This is a genomic window from Kribbella qitaiheensis (assembly GCF_014217565.1).
GTDB lineage: Bacteria > Actinomycetota > Actinomycetes > Propionibacteriales > Kribbellaceae > Kribbella > Kribbella qitaiheensis_A.
In genome coordinates this window covers 5,212,444-5,228,995 of sequence record NZ_CP043661.1, presented here as the reverse complement: position 1 = coordinate 5,228,995, position 16,552 = coordinate 5,212,444, and the positions used below count along the sequence as shown (strand labels likewise).

The window sequence follows — 16,552 nt, the reverse complement described above, 5'->3', positions numbered from 1 at the left end:
GTCAGGCTCTGCACCAAGGAGGCAAGACGTTGGGACGCTCAGACGTGACAGCCACGGTTCCGCTGCGGCGGAACCGGCCGTTCGCGTTCTTCTGGGTCGCTCAGTTGCTCTCGAACGCCGGCACGCAGGTCAGCGAGCTCGCCATCCCACTCATCGCTGTCCTCACGCTGTCTGCCGGACCGACGGCGATGGGCGTGCTGACGGCGTTGGAGGCGTTGCCGAGCCTGCTCCTGGTGCTGTTCCTCGGCGTACTGGTCGACCGGGTCCGGCGCGGTCGGATGCTGTTCTGGTGCAACCTCGCGCAAGGCCTGCTGATCGCCAGCATCCCGCTCGCCGCCGCCTTCGATCTCTTGACGCTGCCGCAGCTCTACGTGGTCACCTTCCTGGTCGGCGGATTCGCACTCGCCTACGGCCTGGCGCACAACGCCTATGTGCCAGTACTGGTCACCGACCGCCGCCAACTGACCGCGGCGAACAGCAGCATCGCGCTCACCGACTCGATCACCGCCGTCGCCGGCCCCGGCCTCGGTGGCGTTCTGGTCCAACTGCTGACAGCTCCCGTCGCCGTTGCGGTCGACAGCGCCTCATTCCTGGTCGCAGCCGTTCTCCAGGCGCTCGGCCGCGGTCCCGATCCCGTGCCGGCCACCCGGACGAGGTTCGGGCTGTCCCTGCGCGAAGGCTTCGCCGCGTTCCGTCAGCAGCGCGGCGTCTTCGCCATCACCGCGGGCAAGGGCACGTTCGACTTCTTCCACTGGGGCACCATCGCCCTCTACATCCTGTACGCCGTACGCGAGCTCGGCCTGTCCGCGGCCGAGATCGGCGTCATCGCCGTGATGGGCTCGGTCGGGCCGCTCCTGGCCGGGTTGATCACGCCGCGAGTTTGCCGAACCTTCGGAACGACCTGGACCTCGATCGTCGCGGCCGTCCTGCTGGGTGGAAACCTGTTGATCCCGCTCGCGACGGGACCTGACCCCACGGTGATCGTCACGATCGGCGCCGGGCAACTCCTGCTCGGGCTCGGCGTCGTCTACCTCATCATCGTGCGGTCAACGATGCTCCAGCACGAGGTAGCGCCCGAACTGCTCGGCCGCGTCGGTTCGGTGATCCGGCTGGTGGAGTGGGGACCTGGACCGGTGGGTGCTCTCGCCGGCGGGCTGCTCGGCTCGACATTGGGCCTCAGACCGGCGCTGCTCGTTCTCGGCATCGGAGGCCTGTCCGCGGTCCCGTGGATCGCGGTCGCCGCCAAACGCGGCCACCTCACCTTGCCACCGGACGACCTCACCAACGCACCGACTGAGCAACCTGCGACCTGACCCGAGCTAGGGAGCAGCGGGCGGCGTGAAGTGGTCCGGCCAGGACGCGTAGCGGATCCTGGAAATGGAGCGGATCTCGCCGATCGTGGACCATTCGTCCTTACCGAGGCGCGCCAACGGCCGCAGCCGGGTGACTTCGGGATGATCACCATCGAGCACCGCAGCATCGATGGCGATGTGCCGCACTTGACCGATCACCACCGTGCAATCACCCAATTCGAGGGTGGTGTGCAGGGTGCACTCGATCGCGACCGGGGACTCGGTGACTCGCGGTACGGCGACAGTCGCAGCCGGCTCGGTGGTCAGACCGACCGCGGCGAACTCGGAGATCTCCGGCGGAAAGTCCGTCGCCGACGCGTTCACCTGCTCGTACAGCGGCTCGGAGGCGAAGTTGACCACGAACTCTCCGGTCGCCTCCACGTTGTTCAGGCTGTCCTTGCGCCCGACCGAGGTGAACTGGACCATCGGCGGCCGCACGCACGCCACGGTGAAGAACGAATGCGGCGCCAGGTTCAGTACGCCGTCCGCCGACATCGTCGAGACCCACGCGATCGGCCGCGGCACCACCACCGAGTTCAGGAGCGCATAGAACTCTCTGCCACTGACGGACCCTGGTTCGAAGTCGACGCGCACACCGCCCAGTATCCCCGGGCCCCGAATTCGGTGGACCTCGGCAACCAACCCGCAGCACGATAAGCGCGATGACAAAGATCGAAGCGATAGCAGCCCGGTACGGCGTACGCCCCGACGCGATCCTCGAAGTACCGGGCGGTGTCGCCAACCAGGCCTTCGCCATCGGCGACCGGCTCTTCCTGCGAATCCCGCGCAGCCAGGAGTTCGAGCCCGACCTGCTGAAGGAGGCCGCAGTCATCCCGACAGCCCGAGCCGCCGGCGTACGGACTCCAGCGATCGTCGACTTCGACGACACCCGAAAACTCACCGATGCGCCGTACCTGGTGATGGAGCGCGTCCACGCCACCGACCTCATCGCCAACCCATCAGCCAACACCAAGCTCTGGCCCGAGCTGGGCCAGCAGGTGCGCCTCCTCCACGACATCGAGCCCCAGCAACTCGACGGAGTACCAGTAGACGAGGCAGGCGACCCCCGCCCCACAGTCGACCGCCTAGCAACCGCTGGACTCATAGACGCCGGCACTGCGAAGTGGTTACTCACCTGGTTCGACCGGCTCGCCACGTGGTTCGACCGTGATGCACCCAAGGTCCTCCTGCACGGAGACCTGGCTCCACAGAACCTCATGGTCGACGATGCAGGCCGGTACTGTGCCCTGGTCGACTGGGGCGACGCCGCTTGGGGCCCACCCGGTGCTGAGTTCGCCAAGCTCCGCCTGGAACAGGTGGCCGACCTACTACCCGGGTACTACACAGCAGGACGCAGCAAGCCGGGGCAAGGTGAGCTGGAAGCCGCGGCGCTCTGGTTCCACCTCAGCTGGGGCTTGTCCAACCTCACCGGCCCGCCACGGCAGGACCAGCGGCACTGGACCGCGCCGCCCGCCAGCCGGCTCCTCGGCGTACTGCGCTTCTTCGCTTCGAACCCTCCGGAGCCGTGGTCGCGGCTGCACTGAAAGCGCCGCACTAAGCGGTGCCCCTTCTGACTGTGATCGACCTGGGTTCTGCCCGTAAAACAAGGGTTCGCGGACTTGTGCGGACATGGTGCAGACTGCTGTTTCGTGACTGACTACGTAGCTGCCCAGGACCGGTACGACGACCAGATGACCTATCGGCGCAGTGGCCGCAGCGGACTTCAGCTGCCGGCGATCTCGCTGGGCCTCTGGCACAACTTCGGCGGCGACAAGCCGCTCGACACCCAGCGCGACATCCTGCGCCGCGCCTTCGACCTCGGCGTCACCCACTTCGACCTGGCGAACAACTACGGCCCGCCGTACGGCTCGGCCGAGACCAACTTCGGCGGCCACTTCGCCCGCGACTTCAAGCCGTACCGCGACGAGCTGCTGATCTCCAGCAAGGCCGGGTACGACATGTGGCCGGGCCCGTACGGCCAGGGCGGCGGCACGCGGAAGTACCTGCTGGCCTCGCTGGACCAGTCGCTGGAGCGGATGGGTCTGGACTACGTCGACATCTTCTACTCCCACCGGTTCGACCCGGACACCCCGCTGGAGGAGACGATGGGCGCGCTCGACACCGCCGTCCGCTCCGGCAAGGCCCTTTACGCCGGAATCTCGTCGTACTCCGCGGAGAAGACCCGCGAGGCGGCCCGGATCCTCGACGAGCTCGGTACGCCGCTGCTCATCCACCAGCCCTCGTACTCGATGCTGAACCGGTGGATCGAGGAGGACCTGCTCGACGCCGTCGGTGAACTGGGTGTCGGCGTGATCGCCTTCTCGCCGCTGGCCCAGGGCCTGCTCACCGACCGCTACCTGGACGGCATCCCGGAGGGTTCCCGGGCCTCCAAGGGCACCTCGCTCGGCACCGACCAGCTGACCGAGGAGACCCTCGGGCACGTCCGCGCGCTGAACGAGATCGCCAGGCAGCGCGGCCAGTCCGTGGCCCAGCTGGCGCTGGCGTGGACGCTGCGGGACGACCGGGTCACCAGCGCCCTGATCGGCGCCTCCAGCGTCGCTCAGCTGGAGGACAACCTGGCCGCGGTGAAGAACCTGAAGTTCAGCCAGGAAGAGCTGGACGCGATCGACGCCGACGCCGTCGAGGCCGGTATCAACCTGTGGAAGAAGAGCTCCGGCGCCTGAGCGTGCGGCTCGCCTGAGCGCGAAATCGGGCGGGATCTGACGATTCGGTTACGGGCTGTGCTGGCGCGATTGCGCCTGCACAGCCCGAGGCGCAGGCTGGGGAGATAGCCCCCCAGGAGGTGGTTGCCTTGACCGCTTCGACCCTCGAGCAGGCCTTGGCCTACGAACACAGCATGATCCGCGAACTCGCCGCCCCGGCCCAGCAACCGGGCGGCAGCAGGCCGGATCGCAGACACCAGACCGACTGGTTCTACGCCATCGCGGCGCAGCATCTCGCCGCCGCCGAGGACGTGCTCCTCCCGCACGTCCGGCGGCTCCCCGACGGCCGCGAAAGAGTCGCCGCGTACGTCGGCAACGCCAAACAACTGGAACGCTCACTACGGTTCCTCAAGGCCCGCCAGTACGGCGACAGCCGGGTCCTTCATCTGCATCCGGAGCACGTCTGGCAGGTCATCGACCGGTTGCTCGCCGAACACGAGCACCTCGAGGCGGAGTGCGGCCGGATGATCGGCGAGGAACTCGACACCGACCACGTCTCCGCCTTGACCGAGAAGCTGCTCAGTGCCGAAGAGGTAGCGCCGACCCGAGCCCATCCATACTCCCCACACACCGGGACGGCGGGCCGCCTGGCGCACCGGATGTGGCGGGTGGCCGACTCGGCCTGGGACACCGCGGAGGGACGCGTGATCCCGACGAAGTACCACGTGCACCCGAAACGGGACTCGGCTCTGTCGCACTACCTGCGCGGCACCCTTATCCCGGACAAGAAGCCTCAGTAGCGAGCGCTTACGTCCGAAGAAGCGGAGGGACGTCACCTTCACTTGTTCGGACGTCAGGCGGCCAAACGCAAAAGGCGGCCGGGCCCGTGGTCCGTGCGGATGCCTCCGCTCGGTACGGGCCCGGCCTGACCCCTCCCCCACTGCGCCTGGTTGTGAGGGTGGGCCTTGTTCCCGCCTCCGCTGCGCCTGGTGTGCGGAGGTGGGATCTTGCGCCCTCCCCCGCTGCGCCTGGAGTGCGGGGGAGGACGGATCTGGGGGCTACTTCAGTGCGTCGAGCGCCTTCTTCGCGCCGGGGTGCAACGGCACCGGGTCGGTCTTGGCGGCGTTCTCCAAGGTGATGCCCTTGGCCGCCGCGTTCACCTGGACCAGCGCGTCCTTGTTCTCGAAGATCGTCTTGGTGAGCTTCTCCGCGAGTTCGTCGGACATGTTCTTCCGGACCAGCAGCACGTTCGGCACGACGATGGTCGCGACGTCCGCCGGCTGCTTGTAGGTCGCGGACGGAATGTTGCCTTGGGCATAGATCGTGCCGTACGTCTTCTGCAGGGCCGGCAGCAGGTCCGCGATCGGGATCAGTTTGACGCCCTTGCCCAGGCTGGTGGTCAGGTCGGTGATGCCACCGGTCGGCAGCCCGCCGGACCAGACCAGCGCGTCGATCGAGCCGCTCTTCATCGCATCGACCGACTCCGGCAGGCCGAGCCGCTGGGCGGTCACGTCCTGGGCCGGGTTCAGGCCGGCCGCCTCGAGCAGCCGGCGGGCGATCACCTCGGTGCCGGAGTTCGGCGAACCGGTGGAGACCCGCTTGCCCTTCAGATCGGCGATCTTGTCGATTCCCGACGATGCCCGGACCGCGACCTGCGTGTAGTTCGAGTAGAGGCGGGTCAGCGCTACCACGTCCTGCGGGGACTTGAAGCTGTACTGGCCTTTCACCGCATCGGCCGCGGTGTCTCCGAGGGAGAAGGCGATGTCGTAGTTGCCCGCCACCAGGCCCTGGACGTTCTGCACCGAGGCACCCGTCTCACTCGCGGTCGCCCGGTAGCCCTCGACCTTCGACGAGATCACCGAGGCGAGCGCACCACCGAGTTGGTAGTAGACGCCAGTGGTGTTGCCGGTGGCAATCGTCAGCCGGCCGCCGTCGGTGCCGGCTTTGCCGCCTTCGGGCTCACGCTGTCCGCCACAGGCGACCAGTGAGACGGCTGCGGCCAGCGCGACCACGGCGATGGGGAGGCGACGAATTCTCATGAAGTGGCGGATCCTTCCGTTGCTCCAGCCAGCTTTTGCCGCCGGAGGAGATTGATGACGACGGCAACAAGTAGCAAACCGATTCCGGCCGCGATGGTTACGGGCGCGAGGTAGAGCAGCAGCAGCGCGGCCGGGACACAGAGCAGCCGCTCGGCCCAGCCGGTGGCGATCGCGATCCAGCCGCCGGTCACCACGGCCAGGGCAGCAACGGCGAGCATGGAGACGGCGAGCGTCCAGACCATCCCGATCAAGCTGCCCTGTCCCAGCAGGTGTGCGCCGTTGTCGGTGAGTACGAAGGCGAACGGCACCAGGAAGGCGGGCAGCGTGTACTTCCAGGCCTGCCACATCGTCGCCATCGTCTTGCCGCCGGTGATCGCGGACGTCGCCACCGCGGCCAGCGCGGTCGGCGGCGAGACCTCGGAGAGCACCGCGTAGTAGAAGATGAACATATACGCCTCGGGCTGCGTCACGCCGAGCTGCACCAGCGCCGGCGCGATGATGACCGCCGCGATGATGAACGACGCGGTCACCGGCACCGCCAGTCCGAGCACCAGTACTGCGAACGCCGACAGCACGACGGTCAGGATCAGTACGACCGTCGGGTTGTCCGTCAGCCCCTTCGCCGCCGCCACGATGATCTCGGCCAGGTTCAGCCCGAGACCGGTCTGGGTGGTGACCGCGACGATCACACCGGCCGTCGCACAGGTGGCCGCGACCGGCAGAACCGAACGGGTGCCCTGGGCAAGCGCTTTGAGCAACGGCCCGGCCGACAGCCGATGCTCACGATCGAGGAACGACAACCCGAACTGGATGATCACCGCATAGACCACGGCCTTGAACGGCGGCACGTCCACCGCCATGAAGCCGATGATCACGAACAGCGAGAGGAAGTGGTAGCTGAACCGCAGCAACAGCTTCCGCGCGGAGCGGGTGGACGTCTCCGCGTTGATCGTCCCGTGCTTGCGGGCGTCGATCTCGATCGCGAGCAGGATGCCCAGGTAGTACAGGATCGTCGGGATCGTGGCATAGCCGAGCACGGTCAGGTACGAGACCTGCAGGAACTCCGCGATGATGAACGCGGCCGCTCCCAGCGTCGGCGGCGACAGGATCGCGCCGATGCCGGCAGCCGCGAGCATTCCGCCGGCGGGCTCAGGCGGGTAGCCCGCGCGGCGGAGGATCGGCCAGGAGACAGTGCCCAGCGAGACGGGCCGTCGCAGTACCGGAGCCGGACACACTGCCCAGCAGGAACCCGGCGAGCGTGACGGTACGGCCGGGCGCAGTACGGCTTCGCTTGAACGCGGCGAACGACAGGTCGATGAAGAACTTGCCTGCGCCGGAGTAGTCGAGCACTGCTCCGTAGATGGTGAACAGCACGATGTAGCTGGCCGCGACTCCCAGTGGTGTGCCGTAGAAGCCGGCGGTGCCCATCGTGAACTGGGCGATGATCGCGTCGAAGTTGAAGCCCTGATGGGCCAGCGACCAGGTGTAGGGCAGGTAGCCGCCGTAGTACGCGTAGGCGATGAACAGGAGACTGAACGCCGGCAGCACCCACCCCGTAGTACGACGGCAGGCTTCCAGCAGTAGTACGAGCAGTACTGCGCCCGCGAGCACGTCGAGGGAGGTCGGGGTCTGGCGTCGTTCGAGGTAGCCGTCGAAGTCGAACAGTGGGTAGATGCAGACCAGCAGCGCGACCACGGCCAGTACCCAGTCGATGACACCGGGGTTGTCACTGCCGCTGCTGCGCGCCTTGAAGGGATTCAGGAACGGCGGCACATGCCAGCCCCGATAGCACAACAACGTGATCGGAAGGACGGCTGCGAGAAAGATCACTAAATAAAACTGGGTTCCTTGCGACAACGGAAAGAAAACCTGCAGCAGGACACCGACGCTGACCACCGCGCACCAGACCGAGATCATCTGGTCGAGGGCAGGATGCAGCCGCCGGGCAGGCTTTTCCTGCTCGTACTCGGCTAGCTCGGACTCGGAGAGCGCGGCAGTGCCGCCCCCCGAACCAACACCCACAGTCATCGACCGGTTCCCTCCTGTGCCCGAAGGCTAGTGTCGGCGACCACTCCACGGAGTCGCGTGATTACGTCTTTACCAAGATCTGACACACATGAAGCTCTCCTGCCCTACGATCACGGCATGAGTGGCGCCGTCAGGATTCTGCTGGTCGAAGACGATCTCGATATCGCCAATGCCTTGATACCCGCGCTGCGGCGCTACGGCCTGATGGTGACCCATGTCAGGACGGCTGCCGACGCGCTCGCGGCCGACCCCGGCGACCTCGTTCTGCTCGACCTCGGGCTTCCCGACGGTGACGGCATCAACGTGTGCCGGCAGATCCGTACGGTCTCCGACGTGCCGGTGATCGCGGTCACCGCGCGCGGCGAGGCGGCCGACCGGGTCCGGGGTCTGCGCAGCGGCGCGGACGACTATGTGGTGAAGCCGTTCGCGATCTCCGAGCTGTTGGCCCGGATCGATGCTGTACTACGTCGTACCGGTCTGCTCCAGCCCCGCCCCCGGGTGACCGTCGGCGATCTGACCGTGGACATCGAGGCCCGGACGGTGCAGGTCGCGGACAAGCCCATCAGCCTGACCCGCAAGGAGTTCGACGTGCTAGCTGTGCTGGCCGCCCACCACGGCCGGGTGGTGCCGCGTGAGCAGGTCGCGCTGTATGCCTGGCAGTCCGTCTTCGAGGCGTCCTCTCGGACCATGGACGTGCACGTGGCCAGTCTGCGGGCCAAGCTCGGCCGGCCGGAGCTCGTCCAGACCATCCGCGGCGTCGGCTACCGCCTGGGTTCGGACTGACCGTTGCGTCGTCGCCTGCTGCAGTCCCTCGTCCCGATGGTGGTCGTCCTCGCCATCGTCGCTGCTGTCCCGCTGGCCAACTACATCGCGACCAGTGCGTCGCGCACGCTCTTCCTGTCCCGCAGCAACGACGCGGACTGGTTCGCGACGATGGCCGAGTCGCCACTGCAGACCGGTGACATCGCCAGCCTGCGCGAGCTGGCAGTGCGGTACCACGAGCTCTACAACACCCCGGTCTTCGTCGTGGACGTCGATCGCCGGGTGATCGCCACCTCGAGGTCCGGGGTCGACGTGGCAGAGTCCGACCTGGATTCCGCGCTGGACAGCACCCTGGCCGGTCGGCTCCCGACCGAGCCGCCCTCGCTGTGGCCGTGGCAAACCGGCGAGATGGTCGTCGCGCGCCCGGTCGTGAACAACGGCCGCGTGCTCGGCGCCGCAGTACTGCGGGTGCCCACCGACAAGGCTCGTGACCAGGTTGAGCGCGGACTCCTGCTGCTGCTCGGTGGACTCCTGATCAGCATCGGCGCAGTCGTCATCGGCATCGTCCGGCCCGTCACCCGCTGGGTACTGCGTCCGCTGGACCAGCTCGACAACGCGACCCACCAGGTCACCCGTGGCGCCCTCGACACCCGGGTCGCCACCGACGGTCGTGCACCCGAACTCCGCCGCCTCGGGGACAGCTTCAACTCGATGGCGCTCAGCCTGCACCAGGCCCGCCAGCGCGAGCGTGAGTTCGTCGCGGACGCGTCGCACCAGCTGCGGACGCCGCTCACCTCGGCCCGGATCCACATCGAGGGCCTGTCCAGGCTCTCCCCCACCGCCCGCTTCGCCCTCAGCGACATCGACCGCCTCGGCCGGATCGTCCAGCGCCTGTCGCGGCTGGCCGGCTCGGACCGCCCAGGAGACGTCGAGGGCAGCGACGACGCGCTGGACCTGGCCCAGGCGGTCAAGGAGCGCCTGGTCGGCTGGAAGGCCGTGTACGCCGCCGACGACCTGGAGCTCATCATCGGCGAGATGGTCCCCGGCGGCGTCGCACCCGAACTCGAGGTCGACGACATCCTCGACGTCCTGCTGGACAACGCCTCGAAGTACGGCGCACCCCCGGTCGAGGTCTCCGTACTGCGCGATGGCACCGAGGTCGTCCTCTCGGTCCGCGACCACGGCCTCGGCCTCGGCTCCCGCGACCTCAAGAAGGTCGGCGAACGCTTCTGGCGCAGCGCCCACCACCGGGAGATGCCCGGCACCGGCCTGGGCCTGGCAATCGTCCGCTCCGAAGCAGCCCGCGTAGGCGGCCGGGTCGTAGCCCGCCCCCCAATCGGCGGCGGCCTGGTAATCGAGGTCCGAGTCCCGCTGATAGACGACTACGACATGTAGTACTGCGAACTGCCCCCACGCAGCTGCCACCCACCCGGGTCGAGGCTCCTGACGTCGCCCGCTCAGTGAAAGCGACGTGGAGCCGTCTGCCGGGCCTGCTCCTGAGGCGCCCGTCCCCGCGCTTTGCCCACTCAGCAGCTGCCACTCCGGGGCACTCACCCGTCCAGCACGCGTTACTCGGCAGTGAAGAGAGCCGCGTTGAGGAAGTCGAGGCCGAAGGCGCCTTCGCGGTCGTCGCGGACCGGGCGGAGTTCGACCGGCTTCAGCGGCTGGAAGATCGTCGCGAGGTCGTCGAGCGAGAAGGCCATCCCGCCGGCGGAGTCGCCGCTCATGACGATCTGCTCATCAGCCGGGGTTTCCATCTGCTCGGCCGCGAACGCGACGATGCCGAATCGTCCGCCGGGACGCACAGCCGGCAGTACCCGCTCGAGATAGGTGATCCGCCGGTGCGGCGCGATGTGATGGAAGCAGCCCGAGTCGTAGACCAGATCGAACGGCCCGGTCGGAAGCGGCTCCCGTAGTACGTCCAGTGCCGTCAGGGTCACCGACTCGGGCATCGTCGACTGGACGCTCTCCAGCAAAGGCGCCGCCAGGTCGATGCCGTCGACTGTGGCGCCCTGCTCCGCGAACCATCGACTGTTGCGCCCAGAACCACATCCGATGTCCAGCACCCGCGCGCCGGACAGGTCTCCCAGCAGCCCACGCCCGTGCCAATCGACCAACGGCTCATCCGGCAGCGGGGTTGCCAGCGGGTGTCCCGGCCTCGTCAGCATCTCGGTCCAGAACTCAGCAGCAGACCGATCCGACCGATCCCCACGGTCACTCACCGCGACCACCTGGTCGAGAATGCTCAGTAGCTGATCAACAGTATGAATACGTGCACTACCTTCAGGATTCACCTCCAAATTCTACCTTCCGAAGGGCCGAATCGGGCCGAAAATAAGAACCTTTGGGAGAAGCCCACAGACTTCCCGCTGCCTTCGAAAGGAAGCCTGGGTCGACCTTCTCAGCTCCTCGGTGCCGCGAGAGCTAGTGACCTTGCGTAGCGACAGACCTAAGAAGGTGCGCCGCCGCGGTCTTGTGTGGGAGGGCCGTCCCGGCCGACAGGAAATGGCGGGCGGCAACTAGTGCACTCAAGCGCACGCTGGCATCGCGCGTACGCCGTACAGGGCTGCTCTACCTGTCGGTCGGGACACCCTCGGCCGGACTGCGCTCCAGAGCGGACGGGGCCGCGACGCAGCTCGCCTTCGCCGTCGCTGGGCGGCGACGTACGAGCCTGCCTGCGGGAGCACCTCACGCAGTACTCAGATGTGGTTGTTGCGGTACCAGCGTTCTGCTGCTGGGTGTAGCGGGATCGGCATGGTGGCGATGGCGGAGCGGGCGTCCAGGGAGCCGGCTTCCTCGTGGAAGGCCATCAGGTCGGTCTGGCGGCGGAACATGGTGTTCAGCGTCCACCAGGCCCACGAATCGGACAGGCCGCGCCGGGCGAGCAGGTAGTTCGGTACCGCGAGGGTCGGGACAGAGCTCGACAGTTGGTAGATCGACGGCGGGATGGACGACAGGATGTACCCGCCGAAGCGCTTGAGTGCGATCTGTTCGGCGTACTTGCCGATGTCGACCAGCCGGAAGCCGATCGTCGACTGCAGTTTCGCGATCGGGTCGGTCGGCAGGCCGCCGCTCCAGATCAGCGCGTCGATGCCGCCCTTCTTGGTCGGCTCCTTCGCCCGCTGCGTCAGTTGCGCCACCGCGTTCTCGAGGTCGTACCGCCACGGCCGGACCTTGACCTTGGCGGCATCGAGGATGCGGGCCGCGATCACGCTCGTCCCGGAATTGATCGGGCCGATGCTGACGTCCTTGTTCTTCAGGTCCTCGATCTTGAAGATGTTCGAGGACGTCGGGACGACGACGTGCACATAGTTGTCATAGGTCCGGGCCAGCGCGGTGAAGCGCAGTACGCCGGACGCGAAGCTGTCCTGCCCTTCCCAGGCGTCCAGGGCCGAGTCAGACAGGCTGAAGCCGATGTCGGCGGTGCCGTTGGACAGCATCTTCAGGTTCTGCAGCGACCCCGCGGTCGGGATCGTGGTCATCGAGACCCCGGTCACCTCGGTGACCAGTTTGGCGAGCCCATCGCCGTACTTCTGGTAGACGCCGCCGGGGTTACCGGTGGCGAACCGGGCGGGGCCGGCCGGGGCGGGCTCCTGGGAGCGCCCGCGCGAACATCCCGGCGTCACCAGGGCCGCCGCCGACGCAGCTCCCATTCCGAGCAGACTCCGGCGATTCAGCAGGCGGGGACGATCCATGGGAACAACCTAGAGGGCTGCGGGGTGAGTTGCCATCGAGCCCACTACTCGGTGTGCTGGAACGAACAGGTCTGGACGGGCCCCGGTCTAGTGTGACAGCGTTGTCAACGCACCGGCCGCGAGGCCGCGCCCAACCCCATCAGCAAGACCCCGTCATCGGAGGATGATTTCGTGCACGACGACCGTCAACTCATCGAGGAGCGGCTCAAGCGCGCCCTGCGGGAGCGGATCCGCCCCGCGATCTACGGCGCGGCCGTCCCGCTGGACATCAAGGTGTGGCACACACCTGGTGAGCCGGTGTCACCCGCCGAGGCGCTCGAGGCCAGTTACGAGCCGGCCGAGATCGGCCTGCCCTGGGGTCCGGCCTGGGGCACCGCCTGGTTCCACTTCAGCGGCCAGGTGCCGGCCGAGTGGGCCGGCAGCGAGATCGAGGCAGTGATCGACCTGGGCTTCAGCGGCGGCCCGGGCTTCTCCGCGGAGGGCCTGGTGCACACCACCAAGGGCGTCCCGCTGAAGGGCCTGCACCCGCGCCAGACCTACGCGCCGCTGTCCATCCTGGGCCCTGACGGTTCCGCGGCCTCGGCCGGCGACAGCATCGAGTTCTACGTCGAGGCGGCCGCCAACCCCGAGGTACTGGGCTGGAACGCGTTCGCGCCGATCTCCGCCGACCTCGGCAGCAAGCCGGAGCCGGGTGGCAAGCCGATCTACGAGCTGACCCGCGCCGACCTGGCTGTCTTCAACGCCGAGGTGTGGGACCTCATCCTCGACCTCGAGGCGCTGAACGGCCTGCAGAAGGAACTGGCGCCGCAGGAGCCTCGCAGCCGCGAGATCCTCCGCGCGCTGAGCAAGGCCCTCGACGTACTGGACTACGAAGACGTCGCCGGTACTGCGACGGACGCGCGCGCCGAGCTCACCGACGTACTGAGTCGTCCTGCGCACGCGAGTGCTCACCAGCTCTCCGCTGTCGGCCACGCGCACATCGACTCGGCGTGGCTCTGGCCGCTGCGCGAGACCCGCCGCAAGGTGGCCCGCACGATCTCCAACGTCGCCACCCTGGCCGAGGAGTACCCGGAGCTCGTCTTCGCCTTCTCGCAGGCGCAGCAGCACGCGTGGGTGAAGGACAACTACCCCGAGGTCTGGGAGCGGCTGAAGAAGGCCGTTGCAGAGGGCACCATCGTGCCGGTCGGTGGCATGTGGGTCGAGTCCGACACCAACCTGCCCGGCGGCGAGGCGCTTGCCAGGCAGTTCGTGCACGGCAAGCGATTCTTCCTGGACGAGTACGGCATCGACACCCAGGAGGTCTGGCTGCCGGACTCGTTCGGCTACACCGCCGCGCTGCCGCAACTGGTGAAGCTGTCCGGCTCGAAGTGGTTCCTGACCCAGAAGATCTCCTGGAACCAGAAGAACAAGTTCCCGCACCACACCTTCCTGTGGGAGGGCCTCGACGGGACCCAGGTGTTCACCCACTTCCCGCCGATCGACACCTACAACTCCGACCTGTCCGGCCGCGAGCTCGCGCACGCACAGCGCAACTTCGCCGAGAACGGCTCGGCGACCCGCTCGCTGGTCCCGTTCGGCTACGGCGACGGCGGTGGCGGCCCCACCCGTGAGTTCATCGCGACCGCCCGCCGGGTCGCCAACCTGGAGTCCTCCCCGCGGGTGACGATCGAGTCGCCGACCGACTTCTTCAGCGCCGCGCAGGAGGAGTACCCGAACGCCCCGGTCTGGTCGGGCGAGCTCTACCTGGAGATCCACCGCGCGACGTACACCTCGCAGGCGAAGACCAAGCAGGGCAACCGGCGCAGCGAGCACCTGCTCCGCGAGGCCGAGCTGTGGTCGGCGGCGGCCCGTGGTGGCCGGCAAGCTCGACAGCTACCCGTACGACGAGCTGGACCGGATCTGGAAAGAGGTCCTGCTGAACCAGTTCCACGACATCCTGCCGGGCAGCTCGATCGCGTGGGTGCACCGCGAGGCCGAGGCGACGTACGCGCGGCTGGCCGGGGAGCTCGAAGCGATCATCGCCAAGGCCCAGCAGGCGCTGGCCGGTGAAGGATCGGATCAGATCGTCTTCAACGCGGCTCCGCACAGCCGCGAAGGCGTTGCCGGTCTCGGCGCCGGGATCACCACCGGCGCGGGTCAGGCGGCGACGATCGACGGCCAGGTGCTCGACAACGGCCTGATCCGGGTCACCGTCGACGAACGCGGCCTGATCACGAGCCTGTACGACGTGGCCGCCAAGCGCGAGGTGATCGCGCCCGGCAGCACCGCGAACCTGCTCCAGCTACACGTGGACACCCCGAACCAGTGGGATGCCTGGGACGTCGACTCGTTCTACAAGAACAACGTCCGCGATGTCACCGAGGTCGACACCGTCGACTTCTCGATCGAGGAGGGCGTCGCCACAGTCGTGGTGAAGCGGTCCTTCAACCGGTCGAGCGTCACCCAGACGCTCCGGCTGCGGCCGGGCACCAAGCGGGTCGACATCGAGACCGCGATGGACTGGCACGAGTCGGAGAAGTTCCTCAAGGCAGCCTTCCCGGTCGACGTACACGCCGACCGGTCGGCGTCGGAGACCCAGTTCGGGCACATCTTCCGGCCGACCCACCAGAACACCTCGTGGGACGCGGCGAAGTTCGAGATCGCGGCGCATCGCTGGGTGCACGTCGGCGAGCCCGGCTACGGCGTCGCGGTGGTGAACGACTCGACGTACGGACACGACGTCAACCGGACCGCCCGCGAGGACGGTGGTACCACGACGACGATCCGTACGTCGCTGATCCGGGCGCCGCGCTTCCCCGATCCGCAGACCGACCAGGGCTTGCACGTCGTCAACCACGCACTGGTGGTCGGCGCCGGCATCCCCGAGGCGATCGAGGAGGGGTACCGGATCAACCTGCCGGAGCGCGTCGTCAGCGGCGCGGCCGGGACCGACCCGATCGTTGCCGTGGACAACGGCAACGTGATCGTCGAGGCCGTCAAGCTGGCCGACGACCAGTCCGGTGACGTCGTCGTCCGGCTGTACGAGTCGTCCGGCGGCCGGTCGCGTGCGGCCGTCACGCCGGGCTTCAAGGCCGCCTCGGTGACCGAGGTCGACCTGCTCGAGCGCACCCTGGCCGAGCGGGAGCTCGTCGACGGCGCGGTCTCGCTGGACCTCCGCCCGTTCCAGATCCTCACCCTGCGCTTCACGCGCGCCTGACAAACCCCCAAGAAGGGGGCTTCACCCAGGAACCGGGGACCTCGGACAAGTTATTTCCTGTCCGAGGTCCCCGATTCCTGTCCGGACCCGCGTCAACTCGCGCGGGTGCGCGGCGGCTCAGCCCGCTTTGGCGTTCCGCCGTACGTCGGTCCAGTCGGCGTCCGTGCACAATCCGCAGGCGGCCCGAGGCACGGCGAGCATTGTTGCTACCAGCAACGACATCCCACGAGTCCGCAGCTTCATCAGAGCACCGCCTTGGCAGCGACGATCCGGCCGAAGGCCGCCATACCGGCCGCACTCGGGTGGAGCGGTGCTGCGATCGAGCTTGGGATCAAGCCTTCGAGCCACCGGCTTCCTACCGGCGCGCAGGCGTCGTGCCCGATGCTCGGCGTCCGCAGATCGACGTACTGCGAGGTACCGGGCGCGGTGACCTTGGTGCGGGAGCTGCTGGAGGTGGTGCGGATCTATCGCCTTCCGGCCGGAGTGCACCGCCTGGACGATCTGGTGCTCGAGTACCAGCTGACCCGGCCGAGCCCCGCGCGTGACCAACTGGCGCAGTTGGTCAACCCGTTGGTCGCGCGGCCGGATCTCCTGCAGACATTGCGGTGCTACCTGAGCCACGGGCGGAGCAGGCGACTCACAGCCGCCGAGCGGCACGTCCAGGCCAACACAGTGGACTATCGCCTTCGCCAAGTGGACAAGCTCACCGGGCTCGACCCGGCGCAGGCAGAGCAGCTACCACGCCTGGTAGCCGCCCTGGCTGCACATGACGCCTCCTAAGCCCTCGGGCGCCACCAGTCTGCTGTTGTTCAGCAGT

At 67.8% G+C, this 16,552-nt stretch carries 14 protein-coding genes and 1 pseudogene; 8 read left to right on the top strand and 7 right to left on the bottom strand.

Annotated elements, in window-relative coordinates; all coding sequences use genetic code 11:
* Positions 1 to 29: 29 nt before the first annotated feature.
* Positions 30 to 1,313, top strand: a complete 1,284-nt coding sequence (locus F1D05_RS24825) for an MFS transporter (RefSeq protein WP_185442857.1) — start codon at positions 30 to 32, stop codon at positions 1,311 to 1,313.
* Between the two features lie 6 nt (positions 1,314 to 1,319).
* On the opposite strand, the gene F1D05_RS24820 is transcribed toward F1D05_RS24825, so the two are convergent.
* A complete protein-coding gene (locus F1D05_RS24820) occupies positions 1,320 to 1,946 on the bottom strand; it encodes a flavin reductase family protein (RefSeq protein WP_185442855.1) in 627 nt (208 codons plus the stop codon).
* A gap of 68 nt (positions 1,947 to 2,014) precedes the next feature.
* On the opposite strand from F1D05_RS24820, the gene F1D05_RS24815 reads away from it, so the two are divergent.
* The 3 genes from F1D05_RS24815 to F1D05_RS24805 all read left to right on the top strand — a co-directional run bounded on the left by F1D05_RS24815 (position 2,015) and on the right by F1D05_RS24805 (position 4,815).
* On the top strand, positions 2,015 to 2,896 hold the full coding sequence (locus F1D05_RS24815) for an aminoglycoside phosphotransferase family protein (RefSeq protein ID WP_185442853.1): 882 nt from the start codon (positions 2,015 to 2,017) through the stop codon (positions 2,894 to 2,896).
* Positions 2,897 to 3,001: 105 nt separating this feature from the next.
* Complete coding sequence (gene mgrA, locus F1D05_RS24810) at positions 3,002 to 4,036, top strand: L-glyceraldehyde 3-phosphate reductase (protein ID WP_185442851.1); 1,035 nt, start codon at positions 3,002 to 3,004, stop codon at positions 4,034 to 4,036.
* A gap of 128 nt (positions 4,037 to 4,164) precedes the next feature.
* Positions 4,165 to 4,815 (top strand): hypothetical protein, encoded by a 651-nt coding sequence (locus tag F1D05_RS24805; protein WP_185442849.1) that lies wholly within the window; start codon positions 4,165 to 4,167, stop codon positions 4,813 to 4,815.
* Positions 4,816 to 5,073: 258 nt separating this feature from the next.
* On the opposite strand, the gene F1D05_RS24800 is transcribed toward F1D05_RS24805, so the two are convergent.
* Genes F1D05_RS24800 through F1D05_RS42140 form a run of 3 tightly spaced genes read right to left on the bottom strand, consistent with a single transcriptional unit; the run spans position 5,074 to position 8,082 of the window.
* Positions 5,074 to 6,054 (bottom strand): TAXI family TRAP transporter solute-binding subunit, encoded by a 981-nt coding sequence (locus F1D05_RS24800; RefSeq protein WP_185442847.1) that lies wholly within the window; start codon positions 6,052 to 6,054, stop codon positions 5,074 to 5,076.
* Positions 6,051 to 7,289 (bottom strand): TRAP transporter permease, encoded by a 1,239-nt coding sequence (locus tag F1D05_RS42145; RefSeq protein WP_281388745.1) that lies wholly within the window; start codon positions 7,287 to 7,289, stop codon positions 6,051 to 6,053. The genes F1D05_RS24800 and F1D05_RS42145 overlap by 4 nt, the downstream gene beginning before the upstream one ends.
* Entirely contained in the window at positions 7,204 to 8,082 is an 879-nt protein-coding gene (locus F1D05_RS42140; protein WP_281388744.1) for a TRAP transporter large permease subunit, read from the bottom strand. Before F1D05_RS42140 ends, F1D05_RS42145 begins: the two co-directional genes overlap by 86 nt.
* A 117-nt stretch (positions 8,083 to 8,199) precedes the next feature.
* Here F1D05_RS42140 and F1D05_RS24790 point away from each other — a divergent pair, with 117 nt between their 5' ends.
* Together F1D05_RS24790 and F1D05_RS24785 are read left to right on the top strand one after the other, a co-directional pair.
* On the top strand, positions 8,200 to 8,865 hold the full coding sequence (locus tag F1D05_RS24790) for a response regulator transcription factor (protein WP_012918592.1): 666 nt from the start codon (positions 8,200 to 8,202) through the stop codon (positions 8,863 to 8,865).
* 3 nt (positions 8,866 to 8,868) lie between these two features.
* On the top strand, positions 8,869 to 10,239 hold the full coding sequence (locus F1D05_RS24785; protein WP_246485942.1) for a sensor histidine kinase: 1,371 nt from the start codon (positions 8,869 to 8,871) through the stop codon (positions 10,237 to 10,239).
* Between the two features lie 173 nt (positions 10,240 to 10,412).
* Here F1D05_RS24785 and F1D05_RS24780 read toward each other — a convergent pair whose 3' ends face one another.
* The gene (locus F1D05_RS24780; RefSeq protein WP_185442845.1) at positions 10,413 to 11,066 is read right to left on the bottom strand and encodes a class I SAM-dependent methyltransferase; all 654 of its coding nucleotides are present in this window, start codon (positions 11,064 to 11,066) and stop codon (positions 10,413 to 10,415) included.
* A gap of 477 nt (positions 11,067 to 11,543) precedes the next feature.
* Positions 11,544 to 12,539 (bottom strand): TAXI family TRAP transporter solute-binding subunit, encoded by a 996-nt coding sequence (locus tag F1D05_RS24775; protein WP_185442843.1) that lies wholly within the window; start codon positions 12,537 to 12,539, stop codon positions 11,544 to 11,546.
* A 171-nt stretch (positions 12,540 to 12,710) separates the two neighbouring features.
* Here F1D05_RS24775 and F1D05_RS24770 point away from each other — a divergent pair.
* Positions 12,711 to 15,735: pseudogene (locus F1D05_RS24770) on the top strand (alpha-mannosidase).
* Positions 15,736 to 15,852: 117 nt separating this feature from the next.
* Here the strand turns inward: F1D05_RS24770 and F1D05_RS42135 are convergent.
* Entirely contained in the window at positions 15,853 to 15,978 is a 126-nt protein-coding gene (locus F1D05_RS42135; RefSeq protein ID WP_281388742.1) for a hypothetical protein, read from the bottom strand.
* A 12-nt stretch (positions 15,979 to 15,990) separates the two neighbouring features.
* Here F1D05_RS42135 and F1D05_RS24765 point away from each other — a divergent pair, with 12 nt between their 5' ends.
* Positions 15,991 to 16,515 (top strand): PucR family transcriptional regulator, encoded by a 525-nt coding sequence (locus tag F1D05_RS24765; RefSeq protein WP_185442841.1) that lies wholly within the window; start codon positions 15,991 to 15,993, stop codon positions 16,513 to 16,515.
* The last annotated feature ends 37 nt before the right edge of the window (positions 16,516 to 16,552 follow it).